The organism is Rhodococcus sp. IEGM 1330 (genome assembly GCF_033142445.1).
Classification (GTDB): domain Bacteria; phylum Actinomycetota; class Actinomycetes; order Mycobacteriales; family Mycobacteriaceae; genus Rhodococcoides.
This window is the reverse complement of record NZ_JAWLSB010000009.1, coordinates 174,197-199,268: the sequence shown is the minus strand read 5'-3', so window position 1 is coordinate 199,268 and position 25,072 is coordinate 174,197. Positions and strand designations below refer to the sequence as shown.

The 25,072-nt window shown below is 65.3% G+C and carries 33 protein-coding genes; 12 read left to right on the top strand and 21 right to left on the bottom strand.

All coding sequences use genetic code 11. The annotated features are described in order from the left end of the window. Positions 1–2: 2 nt before the first annotated feature. The 9 genes from priA to R4P57_RS20605 all read right to left on the bottom strand — a co-directional run bounded on the left by priA (position 3) and on the right by R4P57_RS20605 (position 6,999). Positions 3–737 (bottom strand): bifunctional 1-(5-phosphoribosyl)-5-((5-phosphoribosylamino)methylideneamino)imidazole-4-carboxamide isomerase/phosphoribosylanthranilate isomerase PriA, encoded by a 735-nt coding sequence (gene priA, locus R4P57_RS20645; protein ID WP_317804698.1) that lies wholly within the window; start codon positions 735–737, stop codon positions 3–5. 56 nt (positions 738–793) lie between these two features. Beyond that, positions 794–1,000: a hypothetical protein gene (locus R4P57_RS20640; RefSeq protein ID WP_317804696.1), complete on the bottom strand. Its 207-nt coding sequence runs from the start codon at positions 998–1,000 to the stop codon at positions 794–796. After that, positions 997–1,626: an imidazole glycerol phosphate synthase subunit HisH gene (gene hisH / locus R4P57_RS20635; RefSeq protein WP_094612626.1), complete on the bottom strand. Its 630-nt coding sequence runs from the start codon at positions 1,624–1,626 to the stop codon at positions 997–999. Before hisH ends, R4P57_RS20640 begins: the two co-directional genes overlap by 4 nt. After that, positions 1,623–2,741: an MFS transporter gene (locus R4P57_RS20630; protein ID WP_317804772.1), complete on the bottom strand. Its 1,119-nt coding sequence runs from the start codon at positions 2,739–2,741 to the stop codon at positions 1,623–1,625. Before R4P57_RS20630 ends, hisH begins: the two co-directional genes overlap by 4 nt. 61 nt (positions 2,742–2,802) lie before the next feature. Continuing rightward, the gene (hisB, locus tag R4P57_RS20625) at positions 2,803–3,426 is read right to left on the bottom strand and encodes an imidazoleglycerol-phosphate dehydratase HisB (RefSeq protein WP_032394340.1); all 624 of its coding nucleotides are present in this window, start codon (positions 3,424–3,426) and stop codon (positions 2,803–2,805) included. Beyond that, positions 3,423–4,553: a histidinol-phosphate transaminase gene (locus R4P57_RS20620; RefSeq protein WP_317804694.1), complete on the bottom strand. Its 1,131-nt coding sequence runs from the start codon at positions 4,551–4,553 to the stop codon at positions 3,423–3,425. Before R4P57_RS20620 ends, hisB begins: the two co-directional genes overlap by 4 nt. Further along, the gene (gene hisD / locus R4P57_RS20615) at positions 4,550–5,902 is read right to left on the bottom strand and encodes a histidinol dehydrogenase (protein WP_317804693.1); all 1,353 of its coding nucleotides are present in this window, start codon (positions 5,900–5,902) and stop codon (positions 4,550–4,552) included. Before hisD ends, R4P57_RS20620 begins: the two co-directional genes overlap by 4 nt. Before the next feature lie 89 nt (positions 5,903–5,991). Then, positions 5,992–6,510: a DinB family protein gene (locus R4P57_RS20610; RefSeq protein ID WP_317804692.1), complete on the bottom strand. Its 519-nt coding sequence runs from the start codon at positions 6,508–6,510 to the stop codon at positions 5,992–5,994. A 21-nt stretch (positions 6,511–6,531) separates the two neighbouring features. Continuing rightward, the gene (locus R4P57_RS20605) at positions 6,532–6,999 is read right to left on the bottom strand and encodes an SRPBCC family protein (protein WP_317804691.1); all 468 of its coding nucleotides are present in this window, start codon (positions 6,997–6,999) and stop codon (positions 6,532–6,534) included. A gap of 81 nt (positions 7,000–7,080) precedes the next feature. On the opposite strand from R4P57_RS20605, the gene rhtB reads away from it, so the two are divergent. The 3 genes from rhtB to R4P57_RS20590 are packed head-to-tail and all read left to right on the top strand — an operon-like array spanning position 7,081 to position 8,245. Beyond that, the gene (gene rhtB / locus R4P57_RS20600) at positions 7,081–7,707 is read left to right on the top strand and encodes a homoserine/homoserine lactone efflux protein (RefSeq protein ID WP_317804690.1); all 627 of its coding nucleotides are present in this window, start codon (positions 7,081–7,083) and stop codon (positions 7,705–7,707) included. 11 nt (positions 7,708–7,718) lie between these two features. Next, positions 7,719–7,865, top strand: coding sequence for a hypothetical protein (locus tag R4P57_RS20595; protein ID WP_155292933.1), 147 nt, complete (start codon positions 7,719–7,721; stop codon positions 7,863–7,865). Next, positions 7,862–8,245 carry a YchJ family protein gene (locus tag R4P57_RS20590; protein ID WP_317804689.1) on the top strand — a complete coding sequence of 128 codons (384 nt, stop codon included), beginning with the start codon at positions 7,862–7,864 and terminating at the stop codon, positions 8,243–8,245. Before R4P57_RS20595 ends, R4P57_RS20590 begins: the two co-directional genes overlap by 4 nt. On the opposite strand, the gene R4P57_RS20585 is transcribed toward R4P57_RS20590, so the two are convergent. After that, positions 8,242–8,658, bottom strand: a complete 417-nt coding sequence (locus R4P57_RS20585) for a DUF5997 family protein (protein ID WP_411742402.1) — start codon at positions 8,656–8,658, stop codon at positions 8,242–8,244. The genes R4P57_RS20590 and R4P57_RS20585 overlap by 4 nt on opposite strands. A 78-nt stretch (positions 8,659–8,736) precedes the next feature. On the opposite strand from R4P57_RS20585, the gene R4P57_RS20580 reads away from it, so the two are divergent. Next, positions 8,737–9,720 carry a LysR family transcriptional regulator gene (locus tag R4P57_RS20580; RefSeq protein WP_317804688.1) on the top strand — a complete coding sequence of 328 codons (984 nt, stop codon included), beginning with the start codon at positions 8,737–8,739 and terminating at the stop codon, positions 9,718–9,720. Positions 9,721–9,752: 32 nt separating this feature from the next. On the opposite strand, the gene R4P57_RS20575 is transcribed toward R4P57_RS20580, so the two are convergent. The 4 genes from R4P57_RS20575 to nadA are packed head-to-tail and all read right to left on the bottom strand — an operon-like array spanning position 9,753 to position 13,661. Beyond that, the gene (locus R4P57_RS20575; RefSeq protein WP_317804687.1) at positions 9,753–10,127 is read right to left on the bottom strand and encodes an RNA-binding S4 domain-containing protein; all 375 of its coding nucleotides are present in this window, start codon (positions 10,125–10,127) and stop codon (positions 9,753–9,755) included. A 33-nt stretch (positions 10,128–10,160) separates the two neighbouring features. Beyond that, positions 10,161–11,036 carry a carboxylating nicotinate-nucleotide diphosphorylase gene (nadC, locus tag R4P57_RS20570; protein ID WP_317804686.1) on the bottom strand — a complete coding sequence of 292 codons (876 nt, stop codon included), beginning with the start codon at positions 11,034–11,036 and terminating at the stop codon, positions 10,161–10,163. A 1-nt stretch (position 11,037) separates the two neighbouring features. Then, positions 11,038–12,606: an L-aspartate oxidase gene (locus R4P57_RS20565; RefSeq protein ID WP_317804685.1), complete on the bottom strand. Its 1,569-nt coding sequence runs from the start codon at positions 12,604–12,606 to the stop codon at positions 11,038–11,040. Further along, the gene (gene nadA / locus R4P57_RS20560) at positions 12,603–13,661 is read right to left on the bottom strand and encodes a quinolinate synthase NadA (protein WP_317804684.1); all 1,059 of its coding nucleotides are present in this window, start codon (positions 13,659–13,661) and stop codon (positions 12,603–12,605) included. The genes R4P57_RS20565 and nadA overlap by 4 nt, the downstream gene beginning before the upstream one ends. 79 nt (positions 13,662–13,740) lie before the next feature. On the opposite strand from nadA, the gene R4P57_RS20555 reads away from it, so the two are divergent. Both R4P57_RS20555 and R4P57_RS20550 read left to right on the top strand, forming a co-directional pair. Then, complete coding sequence (locus tag R4P57_RS20555) at positions 13,741–14,448, top strand: NUDIX hydrolase (protein WP_317804683.1); 708 nt, start codon at positions 13,741–13,743, stop codon at positions 14,446–14,448. A gap of 116 nt (positions 14,449–14,564) precedes the next feature. Further along, positions 14,565–14,969 carry a MepB family protein gene (locus R4P57_RS20550; protein WP_317804682.1) on the top strand — a complete coding sequence of 135 codons (405 nt, stop codon included), beginning with the start codon at positions 14,565–14,567 and terminating at the stop codon, positions 14,967–14,969. 80 nt (positions 14,970–15,049) lie between these two features. Here R4P57_RS20550 and R4P57_RS20545 read toward each other — a convergent pair whose 3' ends face one another. From R4P57_RS20545 to bioB, 3 genes are read right to left on the bottom strand one after another with little or no spacing between them, the layout of a single operon-like run. Next, complete coding sequence (locus R4P57_RS20545; protein ID WP_317804681.1) at positions 15,050–15,595, bottom strand: DUF2567 domain-containing protein; 546 nt, start codon at positions 15,593–15,595, stop codon at positions 15,050–15,052. A 51-nt stretch (positions 15,596–15,646) separates the two neighbouring features. Next, a complete protein-coding gene (locus R4P57_RS20540) occupies positions 15,647–15,871 on the bottom strand; it encodes a hypothetical protein (RefSeq protein WP_317804680.1) in 225 nt (74 codons plus the stop codon). Positions 15,872–15,893: 22 nt separating this feature from the next. Next, on the bottom strand, positions 15,894–16,886 hold the full coding sequence (gene bioB / locus R4P57_RS20535; protein WP_317804679.1) for a biotin synthase BioB: 993 nt from the start codon (positions 16,884–16,886) through the stop codon (positions 15,894–15,896). A 125-nt stretch (positions 16,887–17,011) separates the two neighbouring features. Here bioB and R4P57_RS20530 point away from each other — a divergent pair, with 125 nt between their 5' ends. Further along, complete coding sequence (locus R4P57_RS20530) at positions 17,012–17,599, top strand: TetR/AcrR family transcriptional regulator C-terminal domain-containing protein (protein WP_121869652.1); 588 nt, start codon at positions 17,012–17,014, stop codon at positions 17,597–17,599. Positions 17,600–17,603: 4 nt separating this feature from the next. Here R4P57_RS20530 and R4P57_RS20525 read toward each other — a convergent pair whose 3' ends face one another. The 3 genes from R4P57_RS20525 to R4P57_RS20515 all read right to left on the bottom strand — a co-directional run bounded on the left by R4P57_RS20525 (position 17,604) and on the right by R4P57_RS20515 (position 20,764). Then, a complete protein-coding gene (locus tag R4P57_RS20525) occupies positions 17,604–18,011 on the bottom strand; it encodes an META domain-containing protein (RefSeq protein WP_317804678.1) in 408 nt (135 codons plus the stop codon). Further along, complete coding sequence (secA2, locus tag R4P57_RS20520) at positions 18,004–20,307, bottom strand: accessory Sec system translocase SecA2 (RefSeq protein ID WP_317804677.1); 2,304 nt, start codon at positions 20,305–20,307, stop codon at positions 18,004–18,006. The genes R4P57_RS20525 and secA2 overlap by 8 nt, the downstream gene beginning before the upstream one ends. A gap of 67 nt (positions 20,308–20,374) precedes the next feature. After that, positions 20,375–20,764: a hypothetical protein gene (locus tag R4P57_RS20515; protein ID WP_094612644.1), complete on the bottom strand. Its 390-nt coding sequence runs from the start codon at positions 20,762–20,764 to the stop codon at positions 20,375–20,377. 62 nt (positions 20,765–20,826) lie between these two features. On the opposite strand from R4P57_RS20515, the gene R4P57_RS20510 reads away from it, so the two are divergent. The 4 genes from R4P57_RS20510 to R4P57_RS20495 all read left to right on the top strand — a co-directional run bounded on the left by R4P57_RS20510 (position 20,827) and on the right by R4P57_RS20495 (position 23,603). Further along, positions 20,827–21,207, top strand: coding sequence for a helix-turn-helix transcriptional regulator (locus R4P57_RS20510; protein ID WP_317804676.1), 381 nt, complete (start codon positions 20,827–20,829; stop codon positions 21,205–21,207). A 70-nt stretch (positions 21,208–21,277) separates the two neighbouring features. Then, the gene (locus R4P57_RS20505; RefSeq protein ID WP_317804675.1) at positions 21,278–21,679 is read left to right on the top strand and encodes a GntR family transcriptional regulator; all 402 of its coding nucleotides are present in this window, start codon (positions 21,278–21,280) and stop codon (positions 21,677–21,679) included. Then, the gene (locus tag R4P57_RS20500; RefSeq protein WP_317804673.1) at positions 21,676–22,536 is read left to right on the top strand and encodes an ABC transporter ATP-binding protein; all 861 of its coding nucleotides are present in this window, start codon (positions 21,676–21,678) and stop codon (positions 22,534–22,536) included. Before R4P57_RS20505 ends, R4P57_RS20500 begins: the two co-directional genes overlap by 4 nt. Continuing rightward, positions 22,533–23,603, top strand: coding sequence for a hypothetical protein (locus R4P57_RS20495; protein WP_317804671.1), 1,071 nt, complete (start codon positions 22,533–22,535; stop codon positions 23,601–23,603). The genes R4P57_RS20500 and R4P57_RS20495 overlap by 4 nt, the downstream gene beginning before the upstream one ends. Positions 23,604–23,646: 43 nt before the next feature. Here the strand turns inward: R4P57_RS20495 and R4P57_RS20490 are convergent, their stop codons facing one another. Then, the gene (locus R4P57_RS20490) at positions 23,647–24,423 is read right to left on the bottom strand and encodes an NAD-dependent deacylase (protein WP_317804670.1); all 777 of its coding nucleotides are present in this window, start codon (positions 24,421–24,423) and stop codon (positions 23,647–23,649) included. Positions 24,424–24,470: 47 nt separating this feature from the next. Here R4P57_RS20490 and R4P57_RS20485 point away from each other — a divergent pair, with 47 nt between their 5' ends. After that, positions 24,471–25,067, top strand: a complete 597-nt coding sequence (locus R4P57_RS20485) for a CHAP domain-containing protein (RefSeq protein WP_317804668.1) — start codon at positions 24,471–24,473, stop codon at positions 25,065–25,067. The last annotated feature ends 5 nt before the right edge of the window (positions 25,068–25,072 follow it).

Sequence of the window (25,072 nt, the reverse complement as noted above, 5' to 3'; positions counted from 1 at the left end):
CGCTACCGAGACACCGCAGCGAGGGCGTCCGGGAGCGTGAAACGTCCGGCGTACAGCGCCTTTCCGACGATGGAACCTTCGACACCGCGGTCGACCAGTCCGGCGATCGCTTCCAGGTCTGCAATCGTGGACACGCCGCCCGATGCGATGACCGGCTTGTCGGTCTTGGCGCACACATCGGCGAGCAGTTCCAGGTTGGGCCCGGTCAACGTGCCGTCCTTGGTGACGTCTGTGACGACGTAGCGCGAGCACCCGTCGCGTTCGAGCCGCTCGAGAACCTCCCATAGATCGCCCCCGTCGCTCACCCAGCCGCGGCCGCGCAACCGCGGTGCTCCGTCGACGATCAGCACGTCCAGACCGACGGCGACGCGATCGCCGAACTCGCTTATCGCGCGGGAGCACCACTGCGGATCCTCCAGGGCTGCGGTGCCGAGATTGACTCGCGCGCAACCGGTCGCCAGCGCCGCGCGCAGCGACTCGTCGTCACGAATTCCGCCCGACAGCTCCACCTTGACGTCGAGCTCGCCGACGACCGACGCCAGCAGCTCGCGGTTGGATCCGCGTCCGAACGCAGCGTCGAGATCCACGAGGTGGACCCACTCGGCACCGTCGTTCTGCCACGCGAGTGCGGCGTCGCGAGGCGACCCGTACTTCGTTTCGCTTCCTGCTTCTCCTTGAACGAGACGGACAGCTTCGCCGCCTGCGACATCGACAGCAGGCAATAAGACCAGGCTCACGTGCGGTTATGCTACGGGCCGAGCGGCCGTGAACTCAAAACGGGTCGTCTGTGGTCCTACCGGAGTTCCTTGCGCGTAATGCGCGTGGACACCACACCCATGGCCGCGATCGCGCCGACCACACCGGCCAACGCGATGACCAGACCTACCCCGGCACTCGGCTGCAGCACAGCGATCAATGCCGTCGCGAGGGCCAGCACGGCCACAGCCGCACCGAGGGCTCGAAAGGCCAAGCGCCCGAGTGAGAACTCGCGGTCGCTCACACCGATCGGACCCAGTTCTCCAGCAGCGCGGCCCCGGCGTCACCGGACTTCTCCGGGTGGAACTGGGTGGCCGAGAGCGCGCCGTTCTCGACCGCGGCGAGGAACCGGCCGCCGTGATCGGCCCAGGTGAGCAACGGGGCGGCGATGGTGTCGCTCGGTTCGAGCTCCCACTGCTGCGCGGCGTAGGAGTGGACGAAGTAGAACCGGGTCTCGGGATCGATGCCGTCGAACAGCACGCTCTTCTCCGGTGCCTCGACGGTGTTCCACCCCATGTGGGGCAGCACCTCGGCCTGCAAACGCTCGACCGTTCCCGGCCACTCCCCACACCCGTCCGCCTCGACCCCGAACTCGACGCCGCGGTCGAACAGGATCTGCATTCCTACACAGATGCCCAGCACGGGGCGTCCGCCGGCCAGACGACGCCCGATGATGCGCTCGCCCTTCACCGCCAGCAGACCTTCCATGCAGGCGGCAAACGCACCGACACCGGGAACGACCAGCGCTTCTGCATTCAGGGCCTCGTCGAAGTCCGAGGTCACGGTCACATCGGCACCGACCCGGGCGAGAGCCCTCTTCGCCGAGTGCAGATTGCCCGAGCCGTAATCGAGCAACACCACAGAAGTCATGCGGGAAGTCTATCGGGGCGTGGTCTCGCGATGAGCGCCACCGCCGCGACGACGACCACCGTGGCAGCGGCTGCGCTGAATCCCGCGGTGTACCCCACACTTGTCGCCAGGACACCGAGGGCGAGTGCGCCCGCCCCGGTACCCGCGTCGAAGCTGATGTTCCAGACGGCACTCGCGCTGCTGTAGCGGGCAGGACCGGCTGCGTCGAACGCCATCACGAGACTGTCGTTCTGGCATGCGCCGTACCCGATTCCGAACAGGACGGCTGCGACGAAGAACAGCGCCGCGGGCATTCCGCCGAGCGCAGCGAGCGCGAACAGAGCGATACCGATCGCCGCCGACACCAGCGCCGGAAACACAGAGCGTCCGATTCCGATGCGGTCCGCCACCGACCCCGCGGCGTAACGCCCGACGAGCATCGCGGCACTGACAACGGCCAGTGCGAGTCCGATCATCGCGGCTCGGTTCGACTCGGCGATGGGCAACAGACTGGTGATTCCCCCGTAGGCCGCGGACACCGAGGCCACGACGAGACACGGCACCAGAAATTGACGCACGTCGAGACGAACCCGCTCGATCCTGGGCGGCTGCGGCGCGGGTCGGGTCGGCGGCAACAGCGCCACGCCGATCAGGCCTGCTGCGGGCACCAGAGCACCGAGTACGAACACGGCCGTCGGACTCGCCGCGAAAATCACCAGACCCAGTGGCAGCGTGACCATCTGAGCCAAGGCGACAGCGATCCCCTGCGCGCCCGTCGCCCGGCCGAGCAGCGCTGTCGGAGCGAGCTCGGCGACGATGGCGGCACCGGCGACCGTCAACAGTCCGAAACCGGTGCCCCGCAGCGCGGACACCGCCAGCGCCGGTACGGCCTCGACGGAAACGATGAACAGCAGTGCAGGCAACCCGAGGAGCAGACACCCGGCAGCCAGAACCGCACGATGGCCGACTCGCATCAGCATGCTCGGCACGAACAACTGAGTGATCACCGTCGTGGCCATGAAGATCGCGGTGCTGGCAGCGGCCACCGCGTCCGATGCCCCCGACTGGGACACCGCGAGGGGAACCACCGGGAGCAGCAATCCCCAGCCGCCGAACGACGCCGCGCCCATGGCCATCGCGGCCGGAAGACCGCGGATGGAGCTCAGGCCACTCAACGCACGAGCGCCGATCGACCGATCACAGACTTCCCTTGGTGGACAGCACGCCGGTCACGCGAGGGTCGTACTCGGTGGCCTGACGTAGTGCCCGAGCCACGGCCTTGAACTCGGCTTCGGTGATGTGGTGCTGATCGCGGCCGTAGATCACCCGGACGTGCAGTGCGATCCGAGCGTTCGACGCCAGCGTCTCGAACACGTGCTTGTTGATCACCGTGGAGTACGGAACGCCCGGATAGCCGCCGATGACGGAGTGCACCATGTAGTCGGGCTCACCGGTGTGCACGCAGTACGGACGACCCGACACGTCGACGGCCGCGTGCACGAGCGTTTCGTCCATCGGAATGAACGAATCGCCGAACCGGGTGATGCCGGCCTTGTCGCCGAGGGCCTGACCGAGCGCCTGGCCGAGCACGATCGCGGTGTCCTCGACGGTGTGGTGCGCCTCGATCTCGATGTCGCCCTTCGCGCGCACCGTCAGGTCGAAACGAGCATGGGTGCCGAGCGCGGTGAGCATGTGGTCGTAGAACGGAACGCCGGTGGAGATGTCGACGATGCCGGTGCCATCGAGGTTCAGCTCGACCGAGATGTCGGATTCCTTGGTGGTGCGCTCGATCTTGGCGATGCGGGGAGCGGGAGTGGTCACTTCGATGCCTCTGCTGTTTCGGTCGATGCGAGTGCTGCGCTGACGGTGAGGAATCGGTCGTTCTCGTGCGCCAGTCCGATGGTGACACGTAGATATCCGGGAATTCCGACGTCCCGGATGAGCACGCCTTCGTCCAGGTACCGCTGCCACGTCGCGGCCGCATCGGAGAACCGGCCGAAGAGCAGGAAGTTGGCGTCGGACGGCACCACGTCGTAACCCTGGTGGCCGAGGGCCGCTGCCACCCGATCTCGTTCGGCGGAGAGTTCGGCCACGCTCCCGAGAGTGTCCGAGGCGTGCCGCAGCGCCGCGCGCGCAGCTGCCTGCGTGACGACCGAGAGGTGATAGGGCAAGCGCACCAACAGCATTGCGTCGACGACGGCCGGGGCAGCCACCAGATATCCCAGCCGACCGCCGGCGAACGCGAACGCCTTGCTCATGGTTCGGCTGACCACGATCTTGCTGGGGTAGCTCTCGATCAACCCGATCGCGCTGGGCGCAGAGGAGAATTCCGCGTAGGCCTCGTCGACCACCACGATTCCCGGTGCGGCGTCGAGGATTCGGCGCAGACCCGCCTCGTCGATGCTGTGGCCCGTCGGATTGTTGGGGCTGGTGACGAACACGACGTCGGGCTTACGTTCCGCGATCGCCTCCACCGCGTAGTCGACGTCCAGTGAGAAATCTGCCCGACGCTTCGCCGGAATCCATTCGGTCTGCGTCCCGGAGGAGATGATCGGGTGCATCGAGTACGACGGCACGAAGCCCAGCGCGGTGCGATCCGGTCCCCCGAACGCCTGCAGCAACTGCTGCAGAATTTCGTTGGAGCCGTTGGCCGCCCAGACGTTGGCGGTGTCGACAGCGAAGCCGGTCTGCTCGGTGAGGTAGCGAGCGAGGTCTGCCCGCAGCGCGTCGGCATCGCGATCCGGGTAGCGGTGCAGCTGCCCGGCGGCGATCCGAACGGAGTCCGCCACATCGTCGATCAATGCCTGCGTCGGCGGGTGCGGATTTTCGTTGGTGTTCAGCTGAACCGGCACGGTGAGCTGCGGCGCACCGTACGGTGACTTGCCGATGAGCGCCTCGCGCAGCGGGAGGTCGTCCAACGAGACCGACTGTCCCACAGGATCACTCATGACGCATCACCGGTACGCAGCCCTTCGAACCGCAGCCGCACCGCTTCGCCGTGGGCCGGCAGATCCTCGGCATTGGCCAATGCAATGACGTGCGCCGCAACATCTTTCAGCGCGGTCTCGCTGTAGTCCACCACATGGATTCCGCGTAGGAATGTCTGCACACTCAGGCCGGACGAGTGCCGCGCGCATCCTGCCGTCGGCAGTACGTGATTCGAACCGGCGCAGTAGTCACCGAGGCTCACCGGCGACCACGCTCCGACGAACACGGCACCGGCGCTGCGCACCCGGGCTGCGACGTCGGATGCGTCCTTCGTCTGGATCTCGAGGTGCTCGGCGGCGTAGGCGTTGACCACGGCCAATCCCTGCGTGACGTCGTCGACCAGCACGATGCCGGACTGGCTTCCGTTCAGTGCGGTGGCCACGCGCTCGGCATGCCGGGTGGACGCCATCTGTGCGTTGACGGCCTGGTTCACGGCATCGGCCAGTTCGATGCTGTCGGTGACCAAAACGCTGGCCGCCATCACGTCGTGTTCGGCCTGGCTGATGAGGTCCGCTGCCACGTGAATGGGGTCCGCGGTGGCGTCGGCGAGAATCGCGATCTCGGTGGGCCCTGCCTCGGAGTCGATTCCGATGAGCGAGCGGCACAGTCGCTTGGCAGCGGTGACGTAGATGTTGCCGGGACCGGTGATCAGATCGACCGGTGCCAATTCACCGCCGTCGGTATCGACACCGCCGTACGTGAGCAGCGCAACGCCCTGGCCGCCGCCGACAGCCCAGACCTCGTCGACGCCGAGGAGCTGCGCGGCCGCGAGGATGGTCGGGTGGGGCAGGCCACCGAAGTTCTTCTGCGGCGGTGACGCCACCACCAGCGAACCGACACCTGCAATCTGGGCCGGAACGACATTCATCACGACCGAGGACGGGTACACGGCGTTGCCGCCGGGTACGTAGAGCCCTACGCGATCGACCGGAATCCAGCGCTCGGTCACGGTGCCGCCGGGTACCACCTGAGTGGTGTGGTCGGTTCTGCGCTGATCCGAGTGCACCAGACGGGTTCGCTCGATCGCGACCTCGAGCGCCGCCCGGACGGCCGGATCCAGCTCCTCGAGTGCTCGAACCAATTCCTGCTGAGGAACTCGAATGCGGTCCGGTCGAACTCCGTCGAACTTCTCGCTGAACTCGAGGGCCGCGTCGGCACCGCGCTCCTTGACCGCGTCGACCACTGGGCGAACCTGATGCAGCACCGAATCGACATCCACTCCGCCTCGGGGAAGTGCGCCGCGTAGTTCGGCGGTGGATGGAGTTCGTCCGCGTAGATCGACGCGGGCGAGCTCGATGCGGGCAGGCATAGTGGGCCCCTTCGTGAAGTCGGTTCGGTGCCGGGGTTCGGTCGAATCAGTGTTGTCCGAACTCCCAGGATAGTTCCACCGAATTCGGCTCAGCCCCGCACGTCCCACAGATGGTGAATCGGATCGTGGATGTAGTACGCGGCCAGTGATTCGACGGAGAAGTTCGACCCGTCGCTGCGTCGACCCGCCCGGTGCCGCTTCTCCGGCGGTACAGCGGCGAAATCGTCGGCCAGAGCGCGGGCGGCGTAGCCGAGTTCCGACGCAACCTCCCCAGGATTCTGTGCGTTGTAGTCCTCGGCCAGCGCGGTGGCATCTTGGTCCCAGTTCGCGAACTCCGGATCGTCCTCGGTCAACACCAACGCGAGCCGGGTGCGGAAGATGCGGTGCGCGTCACGTACGTGCGCGGCGTACTCCAGCGCTGACCACGTCGAGTCGTCGGGGCGCAGTGCTACGTCGTCGCGCCGCAGAACTGCATCCCAACGCTCGACGTCGGCGCGGATCAGGTCCGGGATGTCGTCGTAATCGACGGCACTCGAGTCGAACCCGCAATCCGGGCACGCTCGCTCGAGTACCCAGGTCCAGTTCTTGGTGTCGGGATCGATCGGCATGCCGGTCAGGATAGATTCAGGTCAGGCGTAGCGAGCAGCCAGGTTGTGCAGTGTGCTCTTGATCCCCTGCGCGTTCTTCTGCGGCATCTTGAACAGCTCGAGCATCTTCGGGACCTTGGCGGTGCCGTACTTGAAGCTTTCGGTCACCGTGGTCAGCCCCGGCTGCTTCTCCTCGAACTCCCAGCGCCAGCTGTGACCCATCGGGTGCTGCCACTCGACGACCTTGTGCTTGTCGGCGTCGACGAACTCGGTGACGGTGCTGGTGATCTTGTACGGCACGCCGTACTGCTTCATGCCGACAGAGAACTTCGCGCCGGTGCTGAGGCGATCGGGACCGCGGACGGTGTCCTTGACCGTGCCCGATCCATCCAGTTCGCCGTGCCGGGTGGGATCAGCAACGATGTCGAACAATTCGGACGCCGACGCCCGCACCTCGGTCTGACGGGTGACTTGCTGCGGACCTGTGTCGATAGTTCTGATGTCTGCCATTTCCCCGGCCTACCCCACAGCGCCTCGTTCGACACACCGGTCGAGACGAAAGCGAATTGACGGGCATAGTTCAATGAACACATGTCCTGGTCAGTGTGGCTCGCCTTCCTCGGTGCGAGCATCGTCATCAGTCTGTCCCCCGGTGCCGGTGCCATCGCATCGATGTCGACCGGGCTTCGCTACGGCCTGCGCCGCGGTTACTGGAACATCTTCGGTCTGCAGATCGGCTTGCTCCTGCAGATCGGCATCGTCGCCGTCGGACTGGGTGCAGTACTCGCCAGCTCGGCGCTGGCGTTCACCGCGATCAAATGGTTCGGCGTTGCCTACCTCGTCTACCTCGGCATTCGGCAATGGCGGGCGGCCCCGACCGAGGTCGCCGACGCCCCGGCAGTGGCCGACCGTGGCACGACGATGCTGGCACGAGGCTTCCTCGTCAACGCCAGCAACCCCAAAGCCGTCGTCTTCATGGTCGCGGTGCTCCCCCAGTTCCTCGATCCGACACGACCTCTGCTCACTCAGTACCTCGTCATCGCGGCCACGATGGTCGCGGTCGACATGCTCGTGATGACGGGCTACACCTCGCTGGCCTCGCGGGTGCTGCGCTTGATGAAATCGCAGCGCCAGCAGAAGACGATGAACCGCACGTTCGCCGGACTGTTCTTTGCCGCCGCAACATTCTTGGCGACCGTTCGGCGCGTGACTCCGTGAGGAAATACCGCGTGATCATGAAAAATGCCCTCGGCGGCGATCCGATTCCACTGGGACTGTTCGACACACTCCTCGAGGCCAACACGTGGATCCAGGACGTCGGCAAGCGGGACGAACACGAACTCGGCACGTACACAGTCGAAGTTGTCGACGAGTGAGTGGACGGTGTCCGTGTTCGAGTGGTGACACGTTCGACGCATGCTGTGAGCCGTATCTGCTCGGTGTGGAGAACGCACCGACGGCGGAGAAGCTGATGCGATCGCGATTCACCGCATTCGCCGTCGCAGACGTGGCCTATCTCCGCGCATCGTGGCATCCCGACACCGCCCCGGCCGAGCTGGAGTTGGACCCCGACCAGCGGTGGTATCGACTCGACATTCTCGCAACCGACGCCGGTGGATTGTTCGACGACGCGGGAACCGTCGAGTTCCGAGCTCGATACAAGCAACCCGAGGGTGCGGGCTCGATGAGTGAGGTGAGCCGCTTCGTCCGAGTGGACGGCCGGTGGCTCTACCTCGACGGGATCGTCTCGCGCTAGAGGTTGCGCAGCTTGGTCGGTCGGTTGCCCGAGGTACGACGCGCTTCCTGCTTCTCCTTGATGCGTTCGGCATCCTTGCGCACCTGAACCTGGGTGCGACGCTCGCGAACCAGCCACTGCGGCGGGCTGGCGACGAGTTCCTCGATCGCCTCGGTGGTCAGCGCTTCGGTGACACCGCCGCGGGCCAGGCCTGCGATGGACACGCCGAGCTTCTTCGCGATGACGTCGCGCGGGAAGGGTCCGTTGGCCTGCAGGTCGGTCAACCACTGCGGCGGATCGCTGCGCAGTGCGTCCAGGTCGGACCTGCTGACCATCGAGTTCTGGAATTCTTCGGGTGCTGCGGGAAGGTAGATGCCGAGCTTGTTCGCCGCGGTCAATGGCTTCATGGTCTGCTGCTTGTTCTCCGGGCTCACCGCACCAGCTTATCCGGCCGTCGACGCTCTCGACGCCACCGTCCCTCACTGCCCTCCTCGTCCCATAGGCTCGACCCCGTGAACATCGATGTGCAGACACTGCGCTGGTACGCGGCGGTGGCGCAGCAACTGCATTTCGCGCGCGCTGCTCAGTCACTGGGAATCTCGCGAATCCGCTTGAGCAAGACGGTTGTGGAACTCGAGGAACAGCTCGGCGTCGATCTGTTCGTGCCGAGAGCATCCCCCACCGAACTCACTTCCGACGGCCGCGACCTGCTCGAGCGGGCGCTGGCGGAGATCGCCGAAGACGATCGGCGGTCGGAACTCGCTCAGGTTGCTGCGGCGGAGCCGACGACCTTCACCATCGGATACGCCGAGGGAGTGACGCTGACGAAGTGGACACGCATCTGGGCGGATCGGTTCCCGGACGTCACGCTGTCCGTGGTGGCGACCACACCGGAGAACCAGGTGGCGGCCTTGCACGACGGCACGGTCGATGTGAGCTTCGTTCGACCGCCGATCGACCGCGAGGGGCTCAACGCCATCGGTCTCTACCAAGAAGTACAGGTCGTGGTGGTACCGAAGGACCACGCGGTCGCAGCGTTCGATTCGGTCACCGCGAGCGATCTCGCCGACGAGCATCTGCTCGCCGACCCTGCGACGGTGCCCGAATGGGCTGCTGCGGCAACCGAACTCGTGGTCGGCAATCGACCGGAACTGCCGCCGATGAATTCAGTCGCCGAGACGTTCGAGTACGTGGCCGCCGGGCTGGGGGTGGCGATCGTGCCGCACTCGGTCGCCCGATTCAACGCCCGTAAGGACCTCGTCTACCGACCGGTGACCGACGTCGAGCAGTCGCAGATTGCACTGGCCTGGGTCGCCGAACGCGAGGACGACCGCATCGAGGAATTCATCGGCATCGTCCGCGGCCGCTCGACCCGCAGCTCGCGCGGACCGTCGGACGAGGCACCCGCAAAGAAGAAGAAAGCGCACCCCTCCAAACCTGCTCGCCCCGTTGCCAAGACGAAGACGAACGCCCGGCGCAGCGGCAAGCGTCGCTAGGCGGACTCACGACCTGCGAAGAACCGGGCGCACTAGAGGCCGAGGCCCCGCAGTCGGTCGATCTCGCGACGATCGCGCTTGGTGGGCCTGCCTGCCCCTCGATCACGCCTCGGTGCGGAGGCCAGAACTTCTTTCGGTGGCGGCGCAGGACTGCGATCGATCAAGCACTCGGGAACGACCGCTGCGCCGACGCGTTTGGTGATGGCCCGCACCACGACAACGATCTTCTCCACTCCGTCCGCCCGGAGCCTGATTTCGTCGTCGGGGCCGATGCGATGCCCGGGTTTGGCGGGAGTCCCGTTGACGCGGACGTGTCCGCCGCGGCAGGCAGCAGCCGCGGCAGACCGCGTCTTGAACAACCGGACCGCCCAGATCCAACTGTCGAGGCGGACACTCTGAACTTCCATCTTCGAACGAATTCCTCACATTGCGAGGCTCGATTACATGTCCAGGCCGAGATCGAGCACTGTCACCGAGTGTGTCAGACCGCCCACCGCGAGGAAGTCGACCCCCGTGCGCGCGTAGTCCCGTGCCACGTCGACGGTCAGGCCGCCCGAGGATTCCAGCTTCGTCTGCGGCGCGAATGTGTCGCGACGTTGCACCGCCATCTGCGTCTGCCACAGCGCGAAGTTGTCCAGCAGAACCAGTTCGACGTTCTCCGCCAGCACCTGGTCGAGTTGCTCGAGGCTGTCGACCTCGACCTCGCACGCGATGTCGGGAGCCGCAGCCCGTACCGCCTTCAAGGCAGCGACAACCGAACCGGCTGCCGCCACGTGATTGTCCTTGATGAGCGCGGCATCTCCCAGACCCATCCGGTGATTGACGCCGCCACCTGCGCGCACCGCGTACTTCTGCAGTGAACGTAGCCCCGGCAACGTCTTTCGGCTGTCCCGGATCTTGCACTCGGTGTCCGCGACCTCGGCGACCCAGCCGGCAGTCGCGGTGGCGATCCCCGAAAGGTGACAGACGATGTTGAGCATCGTGCGTTCGGCAGTGAGCAAACCACGAGTCGGGGCCTCGACCGTCAGAACGGCTTGTCCGGGTTCGACATCGGATCCGTCCTCGATGCGATGCACGACGGAGTATCCGTCGGCTCCGATCACCTCGTCGAGAACCAGGAGGCCGACATCGATCCCGGCGATCGTGCCGAAGTGGCGCGAGACCACCGACGCCGTTGCGACGGCATCCTCGGACACCGTTGCCAGCGTGGTGATGTCGGGTCCGTACCGCAGGTCCTCGTCGAGCGCGGTACGAATCAGTGCGAGTACCTCGGCGCGATCGACGCCCGGGTTCACCTCGTTCGGGGTATCGGTCATGTCAGCGTGCTCCCGTCATCACATCGTCGTTCACTATCGCCAACCGTCCATCGAGATCTCGTTCGACGAACAGACTTCGGCGTTGCGCCGGATCGCTCTCCGGGACATCGCGTCGGGTGTGGCACCCTCTGCTCTCGCGACGCTCGGACGCGGCCAGCACGATCACGTCCGCCGCAGCGGTCAACGCTGCGTCCTCGACTGCGCGCGCATCCACTGGTGGCTCCGATACCACGCCGTGCGCCAGAATACGGTGCGCTGCAGCAAGACCCGGTGCATCTCGTACGACGCCGACCTCGGCGGTCATGGTGCGCTGCAGCACTGCGCGGTCGATACGGCGATACGTGGGCAACGCGACATCCGAAACGCTGCCGGTGCGTCCGACCCGTTCTGCAGCCACGTACGCCGCACGCTCACCGACGACGAGACCCTCGAGGAGACTGTTCGACGCCAACCTGTTGGCACCGTGCAAGCCGGTGCGCGCCACTTCCCCTGCGGCGAGCAAGCCGGGAACCGAGGTGCGTCCGGATGTATCCGTCGCCACGCCCCCGCACGAGTAGTGCGCTGCGGGTGCCACCGGAATCAGGTCCGTCGCCGGGTCGATGCCGGCCTGTAGGCACGAGGCGGTCACGGTCGGGAACCGTTCGTGGACGCGTTCCACTCTGCGGGCGTCCAGCAGAACGTGGTCGTCGCCGCGCTCGTGCAGCAGTTCGGCGATGGCACGGGACACCACGTCGCGTGGCGCGAGGTCACCGAGCGGGTGCACTCCCGCCATGAAGGCCCGACCGGTGACATCGACCAGGCGAGCTCCCTCTCCTCGCACCGCCTCGCTGATCAACGGGCGGCGGCCCGTGGACCCGGCGGCGAACAGCACCGTCGGATGGAACTGCACGAATTCCAGATCCGCGATCCGGGCACCGGCATCGAGTGCGAGTGCAATGCCGTCGGCCGTCGCGCCCGGCGGGTTGGTGCTGCACGAGAAGAGTTGTCCCAGTCCGCCGGTGGCGAGCAGCACCGTCGGGCAATGAACGACGCCGACGCCGCGAGGCCCGTGCACGAGGAGACCGACAACCTCGCCGTCGGTGGTCAGCACCCGCAGCGCGGTCGTGTCGAACTGCACCGTGGGCACGGAGGCGTCCAGCGTGCGCTGCACCTCTGCCCCGGTGGCGTCTCCCCCGGCGTGAATGATGCGACGAACGCTGTGGCCGCCCTCGCGGGTCCGCGCAACCGCGCCGTCTGCCGCCAGGTCGAACTGTGCGCCCGCAGCTTCGAGCGAGGTGATCGCCGCGCGGCCGCCTGCGACGATGGAGCGCACCGCGTCCTCGTCGCACAGACCGGCACCGGCAACGCAGGTGTCGGCCACATGCGATTCGATCGAATCCTCGAGTTCCGGACCGACGACCGCGATCCCACCCTGGGCGTACTGCGTCGCCGTGTCGGTGGACTGTCCCTTGCTGACGGTCATCACCCGCAGGCCGCGGGCAGCCGCGGTGCGGGCCGCGGTCAGTCCGGCAATTCCACCGCCGACGACGACGAGATCGGCCGCGGTTTCCCACGCGACCGATGGATTCACTCGCCGCCGCCCGGGGTGCCGATCTCGATCATCCGCTGCACCGACTTGCTCGCGATGTTCGCGGTCTCGAGGTCGACATGCACCTCGTCGCGCCCCTCGACGAGGCAGCGCAGCAGAGCCGCAGGAGTGATCATCTTCATGTAGCCACACGATGCACGGTCGTTGACGGCGAGGAAGTCGACGTCGGGTGCCGCCATCCGCAGCTGATGCAGCATGCCGATCTCGGTGGCGACCAGAACCTGCTTGGACGCGGTGGTGCGCGCAGCGTCGAGCATGCCGCCGGTGGAGAGGATCTTGACCTTGTCGGCTGGTACGAATCCCTCGCCTGCTAGATACAGAGCCGAAGTGGCGCAACCGCATTCGGGGTGTACGTAGAGCTCCGCATCGGGGTGGGTGCGCGATTTCTCGGCCAGCTCGTCACCGTTGATACCGGCGTGCACGTGGCATTCTCCGGCCCAGATATGCAAGTTCTCGCGCTGCGTGATGCGCTTGACGTGTGCACCGAGGAACTGATCCGGCAGGAACAGGATGTCGCGGCCCGGATCGATCGACTGCACGACCTCCACCGCGTTGGACGAGGTGCAGCAGATGTCGGTCAGCGCTTTGATCTCGGCGGTGGTGTTGACGTACGACACGACGGCTGCGTCGGGGAAATCGGCCTTCCATTCGCGGAGCTGGTCCGCGGTGATGGAATCGGCGAGCGAGCAGCCGGCGCGCTGGTCCGGGATGAGAACCGTCTTCTGTGGGCTCAGAATCTTCGCGGTCTCGGCCATGAAGTGGACGCCGCAGAACACGATGGTGTCCTCGGAGACCTCGGCTGCGATGCGCGAGAGCGCGAGAGAGTCACCGACATGGTCGGCGACATCCTGGATCGCAGGCAGTTGGTAGTTGTGCGCAAGCAGCGTCGCACCGCGCAGATGGGCGAGCCTTCGGACCTCGGCTGCCCATTCCGGTGTCGCTTCGACTCCCCCGTAACCCCCTGCTCCGTCGACGATGTCGCGAACTCCGGCGAATGCCGAGTCCAGGATGTTCACCCGGGTAGCGCTGCTGGTCATGACGGTTCTCCTTCACCGATCATCCGGTCGTCGGTGACCGAATTTCCTCCGAGGGAGTTTTCGACCTATGATCGAAAACATGATTCATCGTAGCACCGTCCACGAAGTGCTCATTGCGGTGTTCCAAGTTCGAGCCTTTTCCGACCCCGACACCCCCGAGCTGGCGGTGCTGCTGTGGCAGCGCGCTCTCGACCCCGAGGCCGGCACCTGGTCATTGCCCGGTGGCACGTTGCGCGACGACGAGAATCTCGCCGCGTCCGCGCGTCGCCAGCTCGCCGAGAAGGTCGATGTGCGCTCGGTGGCACACCTCGAGCAGCTGTCCATCTTCAGCGAACCCGACCGGGTGCCGGGAGACCGACGGATCGCGTCGACCTTCCTCGGCCTGGTGCCGATCTCGGCCGAGCCGACACTGCCTGCGGACACGGCGTGGCACCCGGTCTCGGCACTGCCCGACATGTCGTTCGATCACGGAACCGTCGTCGCGCACGCAAGACATCGACTGGTCGCGAAACTCTCGTACACCAACATCGGATTCGCACTCGCACCGGTCGATTTCGCGATCTCGTCGCTGCGCGAGATCTACGGTGCCGCACTCGGATATCAGGTCGATGCCACTAACCTGCAGCGCGTACTGAGCCGGCGCGGCGTCATCGAACCCACCGGACGGCGCGCGCCGTCGGGCAAGGCAGGTGGCAGACCGCCTGCACTGTTCCGCTTTGCCGACAACAGCATTCGAGTCACCGACGAGTTCGCTGCATTGCGCCCGCCCAGCCCCAACACTCCCTAGCCCGCGCGCTCCCGAAGGCCGGACGTCGGCGGGACAACCATGGCACCCTCGACCTGTTCGCCGGTAAGTTCCGTGCGGTGGAAGAAACGGCATTCGATTGGTATCTACGAGACGTCATGGATCCAGTCGATACCTCGACGATCGGCCTCTGCGACGAAACGAACGCCGAATACTGCGGCCTGGTGGCGCAGCTCCACGGTGAACGGTGGAGGGTGCGCACAGCTCGCGTGACGCCGCGTAAACCCGGTCTTTTCCTGGCCTTTTGGCGACGAGGGGCGGACGGAACCACAGAACCGTTCCGATCGACGGACCAGGATGGACTTCTGGTGTTGATCGACACGGACGGTCACCGCGCGGGATTCAGATTCACGGCAGAACAACTCGACCGACTCGGGATCACCGCATCCCAGGCACACCCGGGAAAGCGGGGCTTTCGCGTGTACCCGACCTGGTGCACCGGGCTCAATCCCCAGGCACGACGAACGCAACAGCAGCACGCGGAGTCATTCTTCGAGGTCTGATCCTTCGGAGCTGCCGACGTCGAGCCCTGGACGCACCGCTGCTCTCGTGCACGCAGAAAGATCGCACAAATGAATAGACGTCAGTCGGCGCGATTCGAGTCGAACGACGGTGGCGGCGGGTAGAACTCGACGTCGAGGTCGTCCGGTTCGGGATCGGTATGTTGCAGGTTGTCGTTGGGATTCATCGCCGCAAGCAGCAGGATCACCAGCGAGGCCGTCAGCGCCTGAACGATCAGCACCAGCGGAGTCTCGATACTCGGCGCAACGGTGACGATCGACCCGATCGCAGGGTCGGTGGCCTTCGGAAACCGAAGAGCAGCAATCCCGTTGCCCACGAGGATCGCCGCGACCGAGCCGGCGAGAGCGCCGACGAACACGGCACCGAACAGCCGCGGACCTCGCTCCGATCTCCACAGCCACCACCCGATCGGGAGAACGAGACCGAGGGCCAAGGACACGAACGAGAAGAGCGCGAGGCCGTCGAAGCGGTGCAGACTCTCCCCGGTCAGGGCCGCCCCGCGATCCTGCGCCACCACGAGCAGCTGCTGCGCCGGTGCAAGGAACCCCCACAGCACTCCGCCCAGGGCCGACACTGCCACCGAGATTCCGACAACCACCGACAGCACACGAACGGTGCTGCTCCGCGATGGGACTTCGAGAACTTCCGACGTGACCACCTAGCGCCTACCCGTCGCGGCCGAATCGACGAGGCCGTGACGCGAGCACAGCGACGTCCACCCGTCGGGGACGATCTGCACCACCATGCGGCGGCCGCATTCAGCGCAGAACCGCGGCGGCTCCAACCCGAGCCGGACGGCGACGGACAACGAATTCGCGCCCACCTCGGCTCCGGCTTCGACAGGCCGACCGGTGTGCGGGTCGTAGTGGGTCTCGCTCGTCATTCGACCCACCCTAATACGCCCATCAGATAGTCGAGTTGAGCGCTTTGATCGGCATCTGCAGCTCGCCGAGAAGATCGAGATCCTGTTCTGCCGGACGACCGAGCGTCGTCAGGTAGTTGCCGACGATGACCGCATTGATACCGCCGAGAATGCCCTGCTCGGCGCCCAGATCACCGAGGGTGATCTCGCGGCCGCCGGCGAATCTCAGAATCGTGCGCGGCAGAGCGAGGCGAAACGCTGCGACGGCGCGCAGAGCATCGGATGCCGGCAGCACATCCAGGTCTCCGAACGGGGTTCCCGGTCGGGGGTTGAGGAAGTTCAGGGGCACCTCGTCGGGTTCGAGCGCGGTGAGATCGGCAGCGAACTCGGCCCGCTGTTCGAGTGTCTCCCCCATACCGAGAATTCCGCCGCAGCACACCTCCATGCCCGCCTCCCGCACCATCCGCAGGGTGTTCCATCGCTCCTCCCAGGTATGGGTGGTCACCACGTTCGGAAAGTACGAGCGAGAGGTCTCGAGGTTGTGGTTGTAGCGATGCACACCCATCGCCGCGAGCTGATCGACCTGATCCTGATCGAGCATGCCCAACGAGCAGGCGATATCGATCTCGACCTCGTTTCGAATGGCTTCGATACCTGCGGCGACCTGCGCGAGCAGCCGAGCGTCGGGTCCGCGTACCGCGGCGACGATGCAGAATTCCGTCGCTCCGGTCTTCGCGGTCTGCTTCGCAGCTTCCACCAGCGACGGGATATCGAGCCACGCAGCACGAACCGGGGAAGCGAAAAGTCCGGACTGCGAACAGAAGTGACAGTCCTCGGGACAGCCGCCGGTCTTGAGGCTGACGATTCCTTCCACCTCGACCTCGGGCCCGCACCACTTCATCCGCACCTCGTGGGCCAACAGCATCGTCTCTTCGAGACGGTCGTCACCGAGCTCGAGAACTTCGAGAACCTGAGATCGATCGAGCGCGATGCCGTCGCCGAGCACCTGAGTACGCGCCGTGCGCAAAATGTCCATTCCGGGTCCCCTCGTAGTCGAACGGCGTCGTCATTGAACACCGTTCAAGTTGAACGGTGTTCACGTTAGGCGCCGCGCTCGGCTACTGTCAAAGCGACGAGGCGTCGAACGACTTGGGGGAAGCAGTGCAACTGAACAGGCAGGACGTCCTGGACGGCGCGATCGCCATTCTCGACGAGTACGGCCTGGCAGACCTGACGATGCGGCGTCTGGCGACGTCCCTGCACGTGCAGCCGGGCGCGCTGTATTGGCACTTCCCCAATAAACAGACTCTGCTCGGTGCCATCGCCGACCACATACTCTCGGGTGCCGATGCACCGTCCACCGAGGATTCGTGGGACGCACAGATCGCGCAGATCGCGCACCGACTGCGCGACGCCCTTCTCTCCCGACGCGACGGTGCCGAATTGGTGGCCGCGACCTACGCGTCGAGGCTGACCACCAACCACATTCGCGAACGTATTGCCGCCGTGTGCATTCGAGCGGGACTGCCGCGCCGCGACGCGGAACTCACCGCCGACACGTTGCTGTACTACATCCTGGGTCAGACCGTGGACGAGCAGGCACGACTCCAGATGGACTCCGCCGGAGCCCTCACGCCCGACGCGTCACCGCTCTTCGAAAGTCCCGACCCGACGAGCAGATTCGATTTCGGACTGAAGCTCTTCCTCGACGGAGTACGCCACACCGCGGCGGACCGCATCCGCCGTTGATCGATCAGAATTCCGCGAAGACAATGCGCTGACTCCCGCTGTCCAAGGTCATGGTGCCGTTGTCCCGAGACCACTGTGGAGTGGAGGTCAGGAACGCCGACAGCCAGCGGTCCTGCTCCATCAACGCCTCCGGGCAGGCCATCCGCGTCGACCCGAGAGAGTCGATGATGATCCTGCCCTGCGAGGTGTCCACAGTGCCGAACAGCCTGTTGCACCCCGCCTCGGCCGAGATTCGGTCGTCGACGAATTCGAGCCTGACCGTCGTTCCGGCGACCGGCGTGTAGGAGTCGGGTGAGTCGACCGACGAGTACGTCTTGCCTGCCGGGAATTCGCCGTACGAGTCGGCACACCCGGAGGCCACCACGGTCGCACCGAACGCGAGAGCGACCAACGCGCGCCGCGCGTCAGCCACCGAAAATCGGCCCCAGACCGGCCGCACCGGCATTTCCGCGGGACGCGAACGGGTTGTCGTGCACCATGTACGTCCAGGTCGACGTCGGTCGACGCAAGCCGGCGTCGTCCAGATCGATTCCGTCCGAGGTGATCTCGGCCGACTCGAACGTAGCGTGCGAGAGATCCATCGCCTTGGAGGACACCGTCTTGAACGCCTCGACCGCGATCCGGTGATACTCGTCCAGCGGATTCTCCCGACCGAGTGCACGCAGGTGAATGCTCTCGCGCACGTCGGCGAGGTGCGCGAGGTAGTCCGACCACGACCGATCGAGGTGGTACAGAACGATCTGACGGGCGACCTGGACCAGAGTCTCCTCGGACACGGTCTCGCGCAACTCCTTCGAGCGCGTCGGTGCGTGCTGCTCGAGCAACGTCAACGCCTCGTCGGAGTCGAGCAGCGTGGCCCGGCGGCGATCGAGGATCTCACGGTGCTGAGCCGTCAGCTGGTTGTAACGCCACGTGCGCGAATGTATTTCGAGCATCTGCCCCTCGGCGATACGTTGCGCATGATCGACGCGGTCGGCCGCGGCCGAGGAGGTGTACATTCCGCTCTCGTCGGTGCCCTTCGGTGCATCCTTGTCGCCGATGTTGTTCTTGACGACGTCGTCCTCCCAACTTCCGAAGAACAGCGACCGGCCTGGATCTCCCTGCCTACCTGCGCGTCCTCGGAGCTGATTGTCGAGTCGCTCGGTGGTATGGCGACCGGTGCCGAGAACGAACAGTCCGCCGAGCTCGGCAATCCGTTCGCGATCGGCACCGTCGGGACCACCGAGCTTGATGTCGGTTCCGCGTCCGGCGATCTGCGTCGATACCGTCACCGCGCCGTGTACACCCGCCGCCGCGATGACCGCCGCCTCCTCGGCGTCGTTCTTGGCATTGAGCACCACCACCTCCACGCCCGACGCAGTGAGCGTGGAGGCCAGCGCCTCGGACTCGGCGACATCGTGGGTTCCGATGAGGATCGGCTGACCGGTCTCGTGAACGTCCTTCACCTGCAGCGCAATTGCGGCGTTCTTGTGCTCGATCGTGTCGTACACGTGGTCGTCTTCGTCGACGCGCACCGTCGGCACATTGGGCGCAATGACCGAAACTCCGAGGCCGTAGAACGTGCGAAGCTGCTCCCCCGCCGCCATGGCCGTGCCGGTCATTCCGCACACCGTTGCGTACCGATTGATCAAGGCCTGCACGGTGATCGTGTCGAGAATTTCACCGGTCTCGGTGGGGGCGAGCCCTTCCTTGATCTCGACCGCGGCCTGCAACCCGTCCGGCCAGCGCTGCAACTCGGCCACCCGGCCACGCGAAGCGTTGATCAGCTGCACCCGTCCGTCACGGACGATGTAATCGACGTCGCGCTGGACCAGCACCTGGGCGTGCAGTGCCACGTTGACCGCCACCAACGTCGTCCCGACGTGATGCTCGGAGTACAGGTCGATTCCGCCCAGTTCCTTCTCCATCCGCAGCGCGCCCTCGTCGGTGAGGAACACGTTGCGTCCTTCGGTATCGGTGTCGAAATGAACACCCTTGTCCAACAACCGAACTGCATCCATGACCGTCGACGTCGAGACGTCGCCGGAGACCGAACCGGCCAACACCAGTGGAACGAGCGCCTCGTCGACCAGCACGGAATCGGCCTCGTCGATCAGGGCAACGTCCGGCGCGGGCGCGACCAGATCGTCTCGGTCGTTCACCAGATGATCACGCAGAACATCGAAACCGATCTCGTTGACCGAGGCATAGGTGATGTCGCAGGCATAGGCGGTGCGCCGCTCCTGTGCTGTCGACGACTCGCCGATGGAACCGACGGTGATGCCGAGGGACTCGAACAACGGCTGCATCCATTGCGCGTCACGTTGCGCGAGAAAGTCGTTGACCGAGATGACGTGCACCGCACGCCCCGACAACACATATCCGACGGCACCGATGGCACCGGCCAACGTCTTGCCCTCGCCGGTTGCCATTTCCACCACGTCACCGGCGAGCAATCGCACGGCACCGTGCAGCTGCACATCGAAGGGCCGTAGCTTCAGGGCACGCTCACTCGCCTCGCGCGTCAACGCCAGATACCGCGGAACGTCGAGACGCTCGGCATTGTCGACACGGAGCGCGGTCGCCTCGGTCGCCAACTCGCTCTCGCTCAGAGCAGCTGCCCACTCCGCATGCTCCTGGGCTCGGTCGACGCGTCGACGCGAGGTGCTCTGCGCCTTCTGCGCGGAGCGGCCGAGTACACGCCAGAATCGGTCGGAGCCCAAAGCCATCTGTCATCCCTACCTGAGAAAGAAAAACCGTTCCCACCCACAGTACCGAGTGCGGCTCCGCCCAGCTCTAGGCATCGAGCGGCGTCGTCACCGCGATCCGGCGCGTGCCGTCGTCCAGCGTCACCACCTGATAGGCATTGCGCTCGGTTCCCACCGGCGAACCGTCGGAGTCGAGGTTCTCCAGGAGAAGATGCCCGACCCAGATACCCGGCACCTCTGCCTCGGTGACGATGTCGCGGGCCCGCACACCCTGTATTCCGCGCGACCGATAGTAGGTCTGCCCCTGCTGAAAGAACTCTCGGGTCTGCTGCGGCTCGGCGATCGCCGCACAACCCCGCGCCGTGACCGCCAGAGCCGGATAGTTGTAGATCTCGGCCAGACCGTCGAGATCACCCGAGGTCAGGTACCCCGTATAACGAGCGAAGAAGCTGTCGATCGATTCGGTGTCAGGTGTCATATCGACAACGGTAGGACCCATTCCCGTCAGGGCTGTGTCGGGAATCGGGAAAAATTCGGACGGTGCCGAAGGAAAATGCGCCCCAGTCACTCGACAGCGTGCTGACCCTGCGCCGCGTCGCGCGTCAGCAGCGGATCGTCGAATGGCTGGGGTCGGCGGCTGCGCCGTTGACCTCGCCCGAACTCGCGCAGCGGCTCGGGGTTTCCGTGCGCACCGTGGAACGCGACCTTGCCCGGTTGCGTGAGTCCGGGGTTCCTATCGATGCGGTGCCGGGCGTACACGGCGGATCTCGGCTGGCGAGTGTCGCCGCGCCCCGGCCGGTGCGGTTGACCGCCCCCGAGATAGCAGCACTCATCGCCAGCCTCGCCGCTCTGGGACCCAGCGAAACCGACAGTGCCGCATCGGCAATGAGCGCTCTGATCGAGGCATTGACCACCGACTGACCGCGAAACCTGGACAAACCGAGGAGTTCGCATTACCGTCTTTCACTAATCAACTAGTGAAAGGGTCTTGATGATCGCGTACCGCATCGATCGTCAGTCCGGCATCCCCACCTATGTCCAACTGATACTGCAGACCAAACAGGCCCTGCGCCTCGGATCACTCGCTGTCGGCGACAAGCTCCCGACGGCAAAGGACGTGGTCACGGCACTCGCCATCAACCCGAACACCGTGCTCAAGGCCTACCGCGAACTGGAACGAGAAGGCCTGGTCGAACCACGGACCGGATCGGGAACCTTCGTGGTCGCCTCGCTGGCGAAACCCGGTATGGCCGAAAGATCGGCACTCGAGGCCGAACTCGGCCGCTGGATTCGCCATTGCCTGGCAGCGGGACTGGACAGACCGGACCTCGAGGCCATCGTCACCGCAGCACTCGACACGCAATTCGACCGACCCGAAAGAGACGATTCATGACCGACACGGTTCTCACCATGGACGAGGTGGTCAAGTCGTTCCGACGCAGGGCCGTACTCGACGGATGCTCGTTCGACATCGAAAAAGGAAGCGTCACAGCATTGGTCGGCTCCAACGGTGCAGGCAAGTCGACTCTGATGTCGTTGGCCGTCGGGCTGCTCACGCCGGACGCCGGATCCATCCGGGTGCTCGGTGAAGTCGTGGGCCAACGAGGAATAGCGCCCGGCCTGTCCTACCTGGCCCAGCACAAACCCCTGTACCCCCACTTCACCGTCGACGACATGCTGAAATTCGGCCGAAACACCAACGTGCACTGGGACGATGCCTACGCCGCCGAGCTCGTCGAGTCAGCCGGCATCTCCGTCTCGGCGCGAGTGAAATCACTCTCTCCCGGTCACCGCACCCGCGTCGCCCTCGCACTCGCATTGGGACGACGACCGGAAGTACTTCTGCTCGACGAGCCTCTTGCAGACCTCGATCCTGTTGCTCGACGTGCCGTGGCCCGAACACTGATGCGCGACGCGGCCGAGAACGGAACGACCATCGTCCTGTCCTCGCACGTGCTGTCCGAACTGGTCGACGTCGCCGATCGACTACTCCTGTTGCGCGACGGACGAATTCGACTCGACGGCGAACTCGACACCATCACGGCCGAGCACTACCTTCTGGTCGGTAGCACCGATGCCGAACCCACCGTCGACGACGGAACCATCGTCTCCGACGTATCCGGTTCCAGCGCAGCAGTATTCGTCGTCCACGGCACCCGACCGGACACGGCGCGACCGGGCTGGACCGTCGAAGACGCCACCCTGGACGACGTCGTGCTCGCCCACCTCGGTGCGGCGGTGGCGGCATGATCTGGGTGACGTGGAGACAGTTCCGCGCGACAATTCTGTTCGGGGTGCTGACCCCACTGCTGTTGGCAGCGATCACCGTTGCGATCACCGTTATCGACGGTGGAGTTTTCCCCACGGCTTCCCTGAGTGGATGCTTGTCGTTCGACGCCACGGAGTGCAGGGCGGAAACCGCCCAGACTGTTGCCATCATGCTGACCGTCGTCCTACCGGTGGCGCTGGGTGCCTTCGTCGGCGTGACGGTGTTCTCCCGTGACCTCGAACGTCGAACGCACGTACTGGGTTTGAGCCAGTCGGTCAGCCGACGGCGGTGGTACACGACGCGAGTGGCCGTGGTGTTCGTGCCCACTGTGCTCGCCATGACGCTGCTCGGATGCTCTTTGTACTGGGCCAAGTACCAGACCGTGCCCGATGAGTTCGCCGTCGCGTTCGGCGGATACGATTCGGCCCTCGAGTTTCCGGTTTTCGGTGCAACAGGATTCGTCGCAGGTGGGTACACCGCCGTCGGATTGATGCTCGGTGCGGCCCTTGCATTGGCTCTACGAAACACAGTGGCAGCGATGGTAGGGACCGTAATCGCCACCTCGCTACTGATCGCGTTGTTCCCCACACAGATTCGGGAGCACTACGCGGTGGCGTCCGTCGAAGAGCTGACCCTGGAACAGAAAAGCAACGAGATGTACGGCGGCGATACCCCGGACTTCTATCTACCGGTGGATTCGAGTGACCTTTTCTATGCGCGTTGGGTTTTTTCGTCTGACTATGTCGATTCGAATGGACAACCCGTGGCGATCGACTGGCAACAATGCGCCCAACTCGAGAACCGTCGAGAGATGAGCGAATTCGAGACGGTCGCCGAGTACGAGGAATACTCGGACGGTCTACTCGAGCGAGTCAAGGGCCTACATCTCGACTGCTTCCGTAGTCAGGGTGCCGAGGCCTTCGAGACGAAGTACCACGAGGATCGGCTGTTCTGGCGATTCCAGGCGATGGAGACAGCCCTGACTCTGGTGATCGCTGCCCTGTTCGGTGGGCTGTCACTGCTCCTGGTTCGGAGACTGCGCCCGTGATGGCAGGTCCTTCACCATACGAAGCGGCGAGTTGCCACCGGGATCAGAGTTGCGCAACCAACGCAGGCAATGCCGCCGCGGCCGTGGTGCGCCACCGGTGATCGGCCATATCCGAGACCTCGGTCTCGACCGGGTTGATCTCGACCACCGTTGCTCCGGCGCTGCGGGCGATCGCAGGCAGCCCGGCGAACGGATACACGACTCCCGACGTGCCGACGACGAGAACGAGGTCGGCCGCGCGAACAGCGTCCTCGGCCGCGCTCCAGGCGTCCTCGGGCAGCGATTCGCCGAACCACACCGCTCCCGGCCTGATCAACCCACCACACAGCGGGCACTCCGGCGGCGGAACCCGCTGGTCCGCCTCGGCCGGTGCGTCGGCGGCACCGTCGAACTGCGCTCGTGTCCCACAGTCGCTGCAGTACGGCTCGAACAGACTGCCGTGGACGTGCGAGAGGACCGTGGCCCCGGCCCTCTCGTGGAGGTCGTCGACATTCTGGGTGGCGATGTCGACGTGCGCGCGGGCCTGCCACCGCGCCAGCGCCACATGACCGGCATTGGGCTCGGAGCGTCGGACCAATTCGGCTCGCCATCGATACCAGCCCCACACCAGATCGCTGTCGGCCAGCCACCCCTCGGGGCTGGCGAGATCCTTGGGGTCGAAGTCCTTCCACAAACCGCTCTGGGCGTCCCGAAATGTTGCGATCCCCGACTCCGCAGACATGCCTGCGCCGGTGAGTACGGTGATTCGCGATGCCTCTCGCGCGGCGTCGACGACGGGCTTCGGAACGGAAACGGGCGACTGATTCTCGAAAGTGGTCACCCGGCTATTGTGCCGAGCGGTGTGCCACGTCGCGCTACCGTGGTCGCATGAGCATCGACACCACCGTGCGCACTCGACGACGCTGGCCCCTGTGGTCGGCGGCCTGCACTGCTGTCGTCGTCGTGGTGGCGGTCGGGGTTCTGTGGTTGGCGCCGAGCCGGTATCTCCCGTGGGACACCGAAGCATTCCCCGAGGCGAACGCCGGCGAGCTGACCACCGATCAGGCCCGGGTGGTCGAACTCCTGCGCACCGAGCACGAGCTGCAGCGGCCGGGAACGTTCTACGCCGAAGGGATCGACGAGGCCTGGTGTGCCGACTTCGTCAGCTGGATCATGAAGGAGGCCGGACTGCCGCTGTCGAACCCCCATTCGGGTTCGTGGCGCATACCCGGCGTCTACACCCTGCAGGAGTACTACCAGGAGCAGGGACGATTCGAGGCCGTCGGCGATTACACGCCATCGGTGGGCGATGTGGTGCTCTACGACAACACCAGCTGGATCGGCCAACACACCAATGTGATCGTCGCGGTCGACGGCGACGAGGCCATCACCGTCGGCGGCAACGAAGCCGGCAAGATCAGGGTGCACACGCTGCACTACGCATCCGATTCCGGAGTCGTCGGATTCGGTCGCCTGCAGAGCTGACGGTC

Coding starts and splice junctions, on each gene's coding strand:
- hisH (WP_094612626.1), bottom strand. CDS start 1,626: ATGACTTCTGTGGTGTTGCTCGATTACGGCTCGGGCAATCTGCACTCG.
- R4P57_RS20630 (WP_317804772.1), bottom strand. CDS start 2,741: ATGGCCATGGGCGCGGCGTCGTTCGGCGGCTGGGGATTGCTGCTCCCG.
- R4P57_RS20620 (WP_317804694.1), bottom strand. CDS start 4,553: ATGAGTGATCCTGTGGGACAGTCGGTCTCGTTGGACGACCTCCCGCTG.
- hisD (WP_317804693.1), bottom strand. CDS start 5,902: ATGCCTGCCCGCATCGAGCTCGCCCGCGTCGATCTACGCGGACGAACT.
- R4P57_RS20610 (WP_317804692.1), bottom strand. CDS start 6,510: ATGCCGATCGATCCCGACACCAAGAACTGGACCTGGGTACTCGAGCGA.
- R4P57_RS20605 (WP_317804691.1), bottom strand. CDS start 6,999: ATGGCAGACATCAGAACTATCGACACAGGTCCGCAGCAAGTCACCCGT.
- rhtB (WP_317804690.1), top strand. CDS start 7,081: ATGTCCTGGTCAGTGTGGCTCGCCTTCCTCGGTGCGAGCATCGTCATC.
- R4P57_RS20575 (WP_317804687.1), bottom strand. CDS start 10,127: ATGGAAGTTCAGAGTGTCCGCCTCGACAGTTGGATCTGGGCGGTCCGG.
- nadC (WP_317804686.1), bottom strand. CDS start 11,036: ATGACCGATACCCCGAACGAGGTGAACCCGGGCGTCGATCGCGCCGAG.
- nadA (WP_317804684.1), bottom strand. CDS start 13,661: ATGACCAGCAGCGCTACCCGGGTGAACATCCTGGACTCGGCATTCGCC.
- R4P57_RS20555 (WP_317804683.1), top strand. CDS start 13,741: ATGATTCATCGTAGCACCGTCCACGAAGTGCTCATTGCGGTGTTCCAA.
- R4P57_RS20550 (WP_317804682.1), top strand. CDS start 14,565: ATGGATCCAGTCGATACCTCGACGATCGGCCTCTGCGACGAAACGAAC.
- R4P57_RS20540 (WP_317804680.1), bottom strand. CDS start 15,871: ATGACGAGCGAGACCCACTACGACCCGCACACCGGTCGGCCTGTCGAA.
- bioB (WP_317804679.1), bottom strand. CDS start 16,886: ATGGACATTTTGCGCACGGCGCGTACTCAGGTGCTCGGCGACGGCATC.
- secA2 (WP_317804677.1), bottom strand. CDS start 20,307: ATGGCTTTGGGCTCCGACCGATTCTGGCGTGTACTCGGCCGCTCCGCG.
- R4P57_RS20515 (WP_094612644.1), bottom strand. CDS start 20,764: ATGACACCTGACACCGAATCGATCGACAGCTTCTTCGCTCGTTATACG.
- R4P57_RS20505 (WP_317804675.1), top strand. CDS start 21,278: ATGATCGCGTACCGCATCGATCGTCAGTCCGGCATCCCCACCTATGTC.
- R4P57_RS20500 (WP_317804673.1), top strand. CDS start 21,676: ATGACCGACACGGTTCTCACCATGGACGAGGTGGTCAAGTCGTTCCGA.
- R4P57_RS20495 (WP_317804671.1), top strand. CDS start 22,533: ATGATCTGGGTGACGTGGAGACAGTTCCGCGCGACAATTCTGTTCGGG.
- R4P57_RS20485 (WP_317804668.1), top strand. CDS start 24,471: ATGAGCATCGACACCACCGTGCGCACTCGACGACGCTGGCCCCTGTGG.